3 protein-coding genes and 1 pseudogene are annotated in these 3,746 nt (G+C 68.5%); all 4 read left to right on the top strand.

Going from position 1 to position 3,746, the window contains the following annotated elements; translation table 11 throughout:
• A partial coding sequence (locus tag VF647_16905) for an aminotransferase class V-fold PLP-dependent enzyme (protein ID HEX8453784.1) occupies positions 1-637 on the top strand: 637 nt, incomplete at its 5' end.
• A 370-nt stretch (positions 638-1,007) separates the two neighbouring features.
• Positions 1,008-1,961 (top strand): IS110 family transposase, encoded by a 954-nt coding sequence (locus tag VF647_16900; GenBank protein HEX8453783.1) that lies wholly within the window; start codon positions 1,008-1,010, stop codon positions 1,959-1,961.
• Between the two features lie 113 nt (positions 1,962-2,074).
• Positions 2,075-3,156 (top strand): annotated as a pseudogene (locus VF647_16895) (IS3 family transposase).
• Between the two features lie 354 nt (positions 3,157-3,510).
• Positions 3,511-3,746 (top strand): hypothetical protein (locus VF647_16890; protein HEX8453782.1); only part of this gene is annotated, 236 nt, incomplete at its 3' end.

Raw genomic sequence — 3,746 nt, 5'->3', positions numbered from 1 at the left:
GGCGGCGGGCGTGGCGTTCCACTCGGACGCGGTGCCGGCGCTGGGGCGGCTCCCCGTGCGCGCGGACCAGGTGCCGGCGGCGATGCTGTCGTTCAGCGCGCACAAGGTGGGTGGCCCCAAGGGGATCGGCGCCCTCTTCGTGCGCCGCGGCACCCGCCTCGCGCCGATGGTGCACGGCGGCGGCCAGGAGCGCGGCCTGCGCCCCGGCACCGAGGACGTGGCGGGCGCCCTCGCCTTCGCCGCCGGCGCGGAGGCCGCCGAGGCGGAGCGCGAGACGTCGATGCGGCGCCTGGGTGCTCTGCGCGACCGCCTGGAAGCCGGGCTGCGCGAGCGCGTCCCCGGCATCCAGGTCAACGGCGCGGGCGCGGAGCGGCTCGCGAACGTGAGCAACCTCTCGGTCCCCGGCGCGGACCCGGAGATGCTGTTGGTCGGGCTGGATCTGGAGGGGATCGCCGCGTCGTCCGGATCGGCGTGCTCCAGCGGCGCCGTCCAGCCCTCGCACGTCCTGCTGGCGATGGGGATTCCGCCCGAGCTGGCGGGGCCGTCGGTGCGATTTTCACTTGGGTGGGGTACGACGGAGGCGGAGGTGGAGCGGGTGCTGGAGGTGTTTCCGGCGGTGGTGGAGCGGGTGCGGTAGAGGGCCCTCACCCCCGGCTCGTTACACTCGCCTGCCCCCTTGTTTGATCAGTACAAGGTAGATTGTAGTACGTGATCAAGGTCCGAGGCGAGTTTTCCACGCGGTGCGAGGAGAGCACCTTGGTGCAGCTCCCCGCAGCAGCGTGTGGGAAACTCGGGCTGCTCGAGCTGAAGCCGGTTCCGCAGGATCACGGACGTTACGAGAGGGTCGGGCAGCTAGTTACCCCCTTGGTGGGAAACACCGTGGGAGAGCAGGAGCGTCCGACCCTTGTTTAGCCGAAGAGCCCGAACCGTTGCTTGGGGGAGAACCCCGAAATTCGCAAGGCTGGGCCAACGGGACATCAACTTTCGATGCAAGGGACGGATTCACAATGTCCGAGCTGTTCGCCGGGATCGACGTATCGAAGAAGCGCCTCGACATCGCCATTCGCGGAAGAGAGAGCCGGGGGTGGAGCGTCGCGTACGATGAACCGGGGGTCCGAGCCCTCGTCGGCACGCTGAAAGAGCTCGGTCCCACGCTCCTGATCCTGGAGGCGACCGGAGGACTGGAGACGCACCTCGTCGCAGAACTGGCTGCGGCGGGCATTCCACTGGCCGTCATCAACCCGCGTCAGTCCCGTGACTTCGCCCGCGCCACGGGTGAGCTGGCCAAGACGGACGCAATCGACGCCCGCATCCTTGCGCTGTTCGCGGAGCGGATCCGGCCGGAGGTCCGCCCACTGCCGGACTCGGATGCTCGCGATCTCGATGCTCTGATGACGCGCCGCCGGCAGCTGGTCGACATCCGAGTCGGTGAGTGCAATCGGCTCTATCAAGCGCCCTCCGCAGCCGTGCGGACCAGCATCGAGGAGCACGTCGCCTGGCTGGATGCCCGGATCGGTGCGGTCGAGGCGGAACTCCAGAGGCTGATCAAGGCCAGCCCCCTCTGGCGCGCAAAGGACAACCTTCTGCGCAGCGCACCAGGTGTGGGCCGGACTGTCTCCCTGACACTGCTGGCGGGCGTTCCCGAGCTCGGAACGCTGAACCGCCAGAAGATCGGCAAACTTGTCGGCGTCGCACCACTTAACCGCGACAGCGGAATTCTGCGGGGACAGCGCAGGATCTGGGGCGGCCGGTCAGACGTGCGTAACGTGCTGTACATGGGCACCTTGTCAGCCATACGCCACAACCCGGTGATTCGGGCGTTCTACGAACGTCTCGTGGCCCGAGGTAAGCTGAAGAAGGTTGCACTCGTCGCATGCATGAGGAAGCTCCTGACGATTCTCAACTGCATGCTCAGGGACAACACTCCGTGGAACGCCCAATTCGCCGCGGGCTGCGGATGACCTCAACACCGTTGCTCTCCCGATAACAGGAGAGGGCTGCTGGGGTGCCCCCCGGGAATGGGGCCAGTTAGAATGGGAGTCCACGAGGCCGGGAGGCCGAGGAGGACTTCACGATGCGGCAGAAGCACTTTACGGTGGAGCAGATCCTGGGGATGCTGCGGGAGGCGGAGGCGCTCCTCTCGGCCGGGCAGAAGACGGCCGATGTGTGCCGGCACCTGGGGATCGGCGAGTCGACGTACTACCGGTGGCGGGCGGAGTACGAGGGAGGCGAAGTCGATCAGGTACGCCGGCTCAAGGAGTTGGAGCAGGAGAATGCACGGCTGAAGCGGCTGGTGGCCGAGCAGGCGCTCGACATCAGCGTGCTGCGCGAGGTGGCGCGGGGAAACTTCTGAGCCCGGAGCGGAGACGTGCGGCGGTCACGCACGTGAAGGCGATGTTTGGACTCTCCGAGCGCCGGGCGTGCAGAGTGTTGGGGCAGAGCCGGAACACGCAGCAGCGGGTGCTGCGCCGGGGAGCGGGGGATGCGGAGCTGATGGAGCGGATGCGCGTCCTGGCGCTGCAGCATCCACGCTACGGCTACCGGATGATCCGCGGCCGTCTGATGGGCGAGGGGTGGCGGGTGAACCCGAAGCGGGTGTACCGCCTCTGGCGCGAGGCGGGGTTGAAGGTACGCCGGGTGGCGCGCAAGCGCCCTCGTCCGGGCGATGGGGCGAACGCCTGCCACGTGCGCAAGCCCGAGTACGCGCACCACGTATGGACCTACGACATCACGAGCGACGAGACGGCGGAGGGGCGGGGCCTGAAGTTCCTGGTGGTCATCGACGAGTTCACGCGGAGGTGCCTCGCCATCGAGGTGGGGCGGAGCATGACGTCGAAGCAGGTGCTGCGCGTGCTGGAGGAGCAGGTGCGGGTCCACGGGGCTCCGGGTGCCATGCGCAGCGACAACGGGCCGGAGTTCATCGCGAAGCGCGTGAAGGCGTGGCTGGAGCAGAGCGGTGTCGAGACGCTCTACATCGAGCCGGGGAGCCCCTGGCAGAACGGATACGTGGAGAGCTTCAACAGCCGCTTCGAGGAAGAGTTTCTGAGCCAGGAGCTCTTCCGCGGGCGCGAGGAGGCAGCGGGACTGGCGGAGCGGTACCGGGTCGAGTACAACGAAGTGCGCCCCCACAGCTCACTGGGGTACAAAACGCCAGCGCGCTATGCAGCCGAGTGTGCAATCCCCAACGTGGCCTCCGCGCCTGCGGCGCTACGACCTTCGCCGACACCCCCGAATGGGGAACGGAAGAAGAAGAAGGAAACACCAACAGCTCTCCCGTTCTAACTGGCCCCGCTGGCGGGGGCAGACCACTGCCGCCCTCGCCGTTATCGAGAGAGGGGGCGGAATCGCGATGGCCCCCGCAGGGGCGCGATTCATCGCGCCCGTGCCACGCGCTGCTCCGCCGCCCGCCCCCACACACCAATGCCGTAGGGGCAGACCTGCGTGTCTGCCCGCCGCCCGCCCCACCTCGATCTGCGCTTCTGTGCACCAAACCCGTAGGGGCGGCCCCGCGTGGCCGCCCGTGCCCGCCGCCTCACCGCCGCCCGCTGCACGCACCCCTCGCCCGCCATCACGCCGCCGGGTACGTCCCCGTTTGACGCTCCGCACCCGCCCGCCTACCTTGTCGCGCTCGCCCCCGACGACCCCCCGGACACCGGTTCCCCGATGCACATCATTCGCGCGCCGCGCGTCACTCTGATCGCGCGCCAGCAATTCATCCCGCCGCCGCACATCCGCTGGGAGAGCGA

It is taken from the genome of Longimicrobium sp., from assembly GCA_036387335.1.
Lineage (GTDB): Bacteria > Gemmatimonadota > Gemmatimonadetes > Longimicrobiales > Longimicrobiaceae > Longimicrobium.
This window is presented reverse-complemented; position numbering and strand designations above follow the sequence as displayed.

What these genes read in the sequence shown, in the direction of transcription:
- VF647_16900 (HEX8453783.1), top strand. Translation starts at nt 1,008, where the DNA reads ATGTCCGAGCTGTTCGCCGGGATCGACGTATCGAAGAAGCGCCTCGAC.